Here is a 6284-nt window from a genome sequence, read left to right as displayed (position 1 = left end):
GGCAGCAGACAGAACTTCGATTTGAGGGCGGTTGATAAAGTCGGACTTACCATCGGAGCGAACCCAAGATCAGACGGCCGCCCCCGGAGGCTTACGATGGGGCTCGGTCACATACGAAGTTTGCAAAAGTTCGCCACCGTCCACGCCTCCATTTACAATTTGTTCAACTCGGAAAGAAGCCTCAACTCGCGACACATCTCAAACGAAACCGTGCCGTCGCTCTTGCCGGGTGGCGCGGTCTCGGCGTGGCATAAGAGACAGTAACTCTGTCCTTGCTGAGACTGGTTCGACTTTGTCTGGCAGCACCCTTCAAGGGGTCCTGCGATGTGCTCCCGGCGAGTGACCAAACCGCGCGCGGAATCCCTTGATGAACACCATCGGCGAGGTAAAGCCCGAGGCCATGGCAATCTCTGTCACGCTCAGGTCCGTTTCCCGCAAGAGGCTCCGCCCGTGATCGAGCCGCAGGTCGCGGAAGAACCGATAAGGCGTCTTGTGCAGGTATTTCACGAAAAGCCGCTCCATCTGTCGGCGCGAGCAGCCCGCGGCCTCTGCCAGCTGATCCATCCCGACCGGCGTCTCGATATTGGCCTGCATCACCTTGATCGCCCGCACCAGCAGCGGGTTGCGACTCTCGATCGCGTTGCTGATCGACGCACGTTGCGGAGAACGCTCCGCCCGGCGCTGACCATAGAGGCACATATCGGCCACCACATCGGCAAAGGGCCGGCCATAATCCGCCTCGATCATCTCGAGCATCATGTCGGTGGCCCCCACCCCGCCGCCGCACGTGAATATCCCGCCATCCACCTCATAGGTGTTGCCGGTTACTTCGACCTCGGGGAATGTCTCGCGAAAGGCGGGCTGGTTCTCCCAGTGCAGCGTTGCGCGCCGCCCCTCCAGCAGCCCCGCCTGCGCCAGCGAAATAGCGCCGGTGCAGATGCCACCGACACGGCCGCCAAAGCGTGCATGCTGACGCAAGAACGCCTGCAAATCCCGGCGCCCCCCGCCCGTCCGCACCGTGCCGCCGCACACCACCACATCGGTGTCACGCGGAAAGGCCCCAAGCGCCTGATCGACATTCACCGACATGCCACAGGAACTGACGACGGGGCCGCCATCCTGCGACGACACCGTCCAGCGATAGAGCGGGCGCTGTGCCAGCTGGTTGGCGATGCGCAGCGGATCAAGCGCCGCGCTGAACGCCAGAAGGGTGAAATCGGGCAGCAGGTGAAAGGCGAAATGACGTGCCGGCCTGGTCGTCTCTATCTCAAAGAACGCCGCACCCTGCGGCACGATCGCTTGCCGGGTCGGGGCGGTCTCATTCTCCGGGCAGGACATGACAGGTCTCGGACTCCCAGTGCAGGATCAGGGTGCTTCCCGGATGCAGATCGACAGAGGCCAGTTCACCATGACTTTTCTGCACCTTCAACTCTTCACCTGACTCTGTCTCAAGAAAGACGATTGCCGTGGCGCCGACGAATTCCTCGCCCACCACCCGCGCGCGGATACCCGGCACGCCAGACCCTTCGGGGCTGATCCGCATGTTCTCGGCGCTGACGATGAATGTGACGGCATCGCCGGGCGATTTCGCGGGCGCATGGAGGGCACTGACCGCAAAACGGCCATGATCGGTGTCGATAAGCCAGTCGTCGCCGGATGTCCCGGCCAGCCTGCCGGAAAAGATATTGGCCGAGCCAAGGAACTCCGCAACGAAGCGATTGCGCGGGGCATGATAGATTTCCTGCGGCGTGCCGATCTGTTCGATCCTGCCCCGGCTCATGATCACCACCCGGTCGGCCATGGCAAACGCCTCGGACATGGAATGGGTGACATAGACAAATGTGATGCCCAGATCCTTTTGGAGATTGGACAGCACCGCCTGCATCCGCACCTTGAGATGTGCGTCGAGCGCCGAGAGCGGCTCATCCAGCAAAAGGATTTTTGGCTCTGTCACCAGGGCACGAGCCAGCGCCACGCGCTGCCGCTGACCGCCCGAGAGTTGCGAGATGTTGCGATCCGCGAATTCGAGGATCTGCATCTTGTCCAGCCATTTGCGCGCCCGCTCGGTACGCTCCGATTTGCTAATGCCGCGCATCCTGAGACTGAATTCGACATTTTCCTGAACGGTGAGGAATGGAAACAGCGCCAGACTCTGCCAGACCATCGGCGTGTCGCGATCCCATGTCGCCTTGCCGTTCACCCGCTCACCGTCAAGCCAGATATCGCCCTCGGTCGGATCCTCGAGGCCCGCCAACATGCGAAGCGTCGTGGTCTTGCCACAGCCCGACGAGCCCATGATCGCCAGGAACTCGCCACGCCCGATCTCGAAATCGGCCCGCTCCACAGCGGTAAACTCGCCGAATTTCTTGACTACGCCGTCCAGCTTGACGATGGCGTCGGATTTCATGTCCGTATGGATGTTCATGACTTTTCCTTTGACGAATTGCGCAGCAGAATTTGCGCCAGAATGATCAGCGTGATCGAACTGACAAAGGCCAGAGAGCCGATGGCATTGATCCGGGGGCTGACCTGCCCTTGCAGGAAGCCGAGGATTTTCACGGGCAGCGTCTCGTTGAGGCCAGAGACGAACCAGGCGACTGCGAACTCGTCAAACGACACTGCCATGGTGATGAACAGCGCGGCAAGAATCGCAGGCTTGGTGAACGGGATGATGACATGCCGCAGCGTGGCCCATTCATTGCCGCCGAGGTTCCAGGCGGCCGCCTCCAGATCCGGGTCCATCTGCGACAGGCGCAGCCGGATGATTGCCATGGCAAAAGGGCTGCACATGACGCCATGCGCGATGATCACCGAGATCGTGCTGCCCGAAAGATTGACCCGAGACAAAAAGGCCAGCATCGCCAGACCCATGATCACGACCGGGATCGTCGGCGGCAGAAGCGCGAGTGCCAGATAAATATTCTTGCCGAAAAAATTGTAGCGAAAATCCGTGTAGGCCCCGCCAAATCCCAGCAACGTAGCGATCACCGCGACGACAAACCCGACGATCACCGTGTTGTAGAAACCGGTCCAGACGAAAGGATCCTCCCAGATCAGGCGATACCATTCGGTCGAGAACTGCCCCAGAGGGAGCGAGGGAAACCGGTCGGAATTCAGCGAGAACACAAAGCTTCCCAGGATCGGCGCGAAGATGAAGATCACGCAGGCTGCGATATGCAGCTTCAGCAGCACGTCGATGATGAAATTGCGGTTGCCGGTCATTTCCCACGCTCCTTGTAGGCGAATGTGATGGCGGCAAAGGCCACGGTCAGCAGCGTGCCGATCATCATCAGCGCGACCACGGCGGCACGCGGCCATTGCTGCCCCGATTTGGTGATATCGGTAATCATGATCGACAATGTCGGCGGATTACCCCCGCCCAGATAGAGCGGGCTCACGAAATCCCCGAATGACAGGATGAACGCAAACAGCGCCGCGATCACAAGGCCCACCCGCGCCGATGGCACGATGACCAGAAAAACCGTCCGGAGCCGCCCGCAGCGCAGGTTATGCGCGGCCTCGATCAGGTCACGGTTCACAAAGTTCAGGCTGAATATCTGCAACAGGATCACCAGCGGCAGGCAGAGCGTGACCATACCCACCAGCGTGCCAAAGGTCGTGTTCAGCATCAGAAACGGCCCGATCCCCAGCATGCCAAGAAGCGCGTTAATGATACCGGCATCGGACAAGAACACCTGAAGCGCGTAGATCCGCACCAGATAACTGGTGAAAAACGGGATGATGAGAACGAAGATCAGCCACTGCTTGACCCGATCCGACAGCTTGAACGAAATCGCATAGGCGGCGGGAAACGCGATCAGGCTGGTCAGCACTGCACTGGCCGTGGCCAGCATCGCGGTGCGCGCATAGGCATCCCAGAAGGTATTGCGCGTCAGGATACGCTCCCAGTTGCCGAAATCGAGATCCGGCGTCATCTGGAAATTACGCACCGTCCAGAAGCTGATCGCGACCAGAAAGACGAGCGGGAACAAAAAGAAGGCCAGCTGCCACAACAGCAGCGGCAAAGACAGCACGAGCGGGAAAAGACGGGGGCGTCGAATTGTCATCGTTTGGCGGCCTTCTGGCTGGCAGGGGCAAAAGCGCCGGGGTCTGTGGAGAAAGTGACCCCGGCAAAAGCCACGTCAGGCGCCTTTGTAGTCGGACCAGAAGTCGTTCCAGTCCTCAAGGCTTTGCTGAACGGGCAGTTGACGATACTTGATACGACCTTCGCGGATCATGTCCATCGCGTTATACTGACCCAGCACCATGTTCTGCCGCTTCGCCTCTGCGGGATTGCTGGCGTTCAGCACTTTCCAGCCCTTCTCGCTCGGAATGAGCGCCGGGTAGGCCGCCATATCGGCCGACTTTGCCTGACCCTCCGGGGAGGTGATCCACTGGATCCACTTGCGCGCCATCTCATAGTTCTTCGTGCCCTTGCCGATCGAGAAGGACTCGGTCCATTGCAGACCGCCTTCCTCCGGAATGGTGGTGCGCACCTTGGCGCCGTTCTTCTCCAGAACGCCGGTAATCCAGTCGCCGATGCCCGCAAAGACCACCATCTGCCCGTCATTGAGAGACGAGAAGGTGCCGCCATAGTCGAAGAAGCCGCCAACCTGACCGCGCAGCGCCATGGTGGCCTCCTGCACCTTGTCCCAGGCTGCTTCGTCGATATCATAGGGCGACGCATTGCCGGCGGCCAGGCTCATCTGACCCAGGTTCGGCAAATGCCAGTCGAAATGTCCCAGTTTGCCGGTAACGCGACTGTCCGAAAACACGCCATAGCTGGCCGCGTCCTTCTCGCTCAGCACATCGGTGTTATGCGCCACGCCAAGAAAACCGAACCGCGTGATTACCGAATAGAGCGTGTCACCCTGCCAGTGGCCGGGGAATTTCTGGAACTCGGGGTAAAAGTCGTCAAAGGCGTAGTCAGCCGCATCCAGCGCCTCGATATAACCTGCGGCATTGAGTTGCTGCACATACTCGGCGTCCGACAGGATAACATCGTAGGTGCCTGCAGGCGATTGCGCGATAAGGCCCAGCATGTTGTCGCCGCCAGTATAGTATTTCGGCGTGAACTTGACGTTGTTGGCCTCCTCGAACTCGCCCACGATATCGGGTTCGGCATGGCCATACCACGCCAGCATCGACAGGTTGACCGTTTGCGCCGCAGCGCGGATCGACAGAAAGGGCGTGGCCAATGCAGCGCCTGCGGTCATGCGGAGCAGATGTCGCCGGGTCGGGGTTCTGAGATTGAAGGTCATCGGAGGTCTCCTTGTTGGAATATGCAGTTTCTTGTTTCAGGGATCTCGCGCCGCCTCACTCGGCGGCAACGCTGTCCTTGGGACGGAACTCGGTATGCAGCGCCGCCGAAATGCCGCGCGTGCAGACATCGAGCAGGATGTCGCCCTTTTCCGCCGTGGCATTCCTGGGCGATGACAACGTGCCGCTCGCCGGGGTCCAGTCGGGATGCGGCGGATAGACGTCATAGGGGGGGAAACTGGCGGGCGGATGATCAACGGCCTTTTCCAGCGATACGAGATCCGGATAGAGCCGCAGCATCAGCGAGGTCTCGAGCACCCCGCCATGTTCGATATCCCAGCCCAGGAAACCCTCGGGATAGAGCTTGTCTATCGCCGCCTGGTCGACGAAGTCCCAGTATGACAGGACCACGACCTTGACATCGTGAATGCCCCCCCAGTTCAGCTCGCGCAGTGCAAGGTCGATACCCTCGGCGATGAACCAGGAATTCTCGAAATGCCCGTTGACGATGCAGATCTGGCGATTGCCGTGGCGCGCGAATTCCCGGATCACATCCTTGAGCGCGCTGACAAGGCTCATCCCGTCCAGACTGGTAGTGCCCGGAAAGAAATTTCCGCCACCCGATTTCTGCTGGGATTTGTAGCCATAGGTAAAGGGTGGGGCAACCAATCCACCCAGTGCCTCTGCCGCACGGCGGGCGAATTCTGTGGGCAGAAGCACATCCACATGCATGGGCATGTGATGGCCGTGCTGCTCCATGGAACCGAACGGAATGAGTATCGGCGTCGACCCGTCCTTGACCCGGCTCTGATATTCCGGCCAGGGCAACTCGGCGGCAAATACAGTATCTTTGGGCATGATCTTTCTTTCTGGCAGTTTCCCGAACCTTAGAACAGCTTGCCATATGCGCAAAATTCATAGTAGCAATGTATAAATAAGGATTATTAATCATGCGTCAGTTCGTGAACCTGCAAACCGACCTCCTGCGCACCTTCGTCACGGTGGTCGACCTTGGAAACTACACC

The 6284-nt window shown here is 59.6% G+C and carries 6 protein-coding genes and 1 pseudogene; 1 reads left to right on the top strand and 6 read right to left on the bottom strand.

Going from position 1 to position 6284, the window contains the following annotated elements; translation table 11 throughout:
- Window positions 1-111 precede the first annotated feature (111 nt).
- Window positions 112-254: pseudogene (locus BSG08_RS19770) on the top strand (IS6 family transposase); the annotation flags it as partial.
- Window positions 255-309: 55 nt separating this feature from the next.
- Here BSG08_RS19770 and BSG08_RS19075 read toward each other — a convergent pair.
- The 6 genes from BSG08_RS19075 to BSG08_RS19050 form a co-directional block, all read right to left on the bottom strand.
- Window positions 310-1338 (bottom strand): GlxA family transcriptional regulator, encoded by a 1029-nt coding sequence (locus BSG08_RS19075; protein ID WP_093039424.1) that lies wholly within the window; start codon window positions 1336-1338, stop codon window positions 310-312.
- Window positions 1319-2425 carry an ABC transporter ATP-binding protein gene (locus BSG08_RS19070; protein WP_093039423.1) on the bottom strand — a complete coding sequence of 369 codons (1107 nt, stop codon included), beginning with the start codon at window positions 2423-2425 and terminating at the stop codon, window positions 1319-1321. The genes BSG08_RS19075 and BSG08_RS19070 overlap by 20 nt, the downstream gene beginning before the upstream one ends.
- A complete protein-coding gene (locus BSG08_RS19065; RefSeq protein WP_093039422.1) occupies window positions 2422-3222 on the bottom strand; it encodes an ABC transporter permease in 801 nt (266 codons plus the stop codon). Before BSG08_RS19065 ends, BSG08_RS19070 begins: the two co-directional genes overlap by 4 nt.
- Window positions 3219-4067 carry an ABC transporter permease gene (locus BSG08_RS19060; RefSeq protein WP_175544844.1) on the bottom strand — a complete coding sequence of 283 codons (849 nt, stop codon included), beginning with the start codon at window positions 4065-4067 and terminating at the stop codon, window positions 3219-3221. Before BSG08_RS19060 ends, BSG08_RS19065 begins: the two co-directional genes overlap by 4 nt.
- A gap of 75 nt (window positions 4068-4142) precedes the next feature.
- Entirely contained in the window at window positions 4143-5261 is a 1119-nt protein-coding gene (locus BSG08_RS19055; protein ID WP_093039421.1) for a polyamine ABC transporter substrate-binding protein, read from the bottom strand.
- Between the two features lie 55 nt (window positions 5262-5316).
- Window positions 5317-6117, bottom strand: coding sequence for a creatininase (locus tag BSG08_RS19050; RefSeq protein WP_093039420.1), 801 nt, complete (start codon window positions 6115-6117; stop codon window positions 5317-5319).
- Window positions 6118-6284: the final 167 nt, after the last annotated feature.

The sequence above is a fragment of the Roseovarius azorensis genome, from assembly GCF_900109455.1.
In the GTDB taxonomy this organism is placed as follows: domain Bacteria; phylum Pseudomonadota; class Alphaproteobacteria; order Rhodobacterales; family Rhodobacteraceae; genus Roseovarius; species Roseovarius azorensis.
This window is presented reverse-complemented; position numbering and strand designations above follow the sequence as displayed.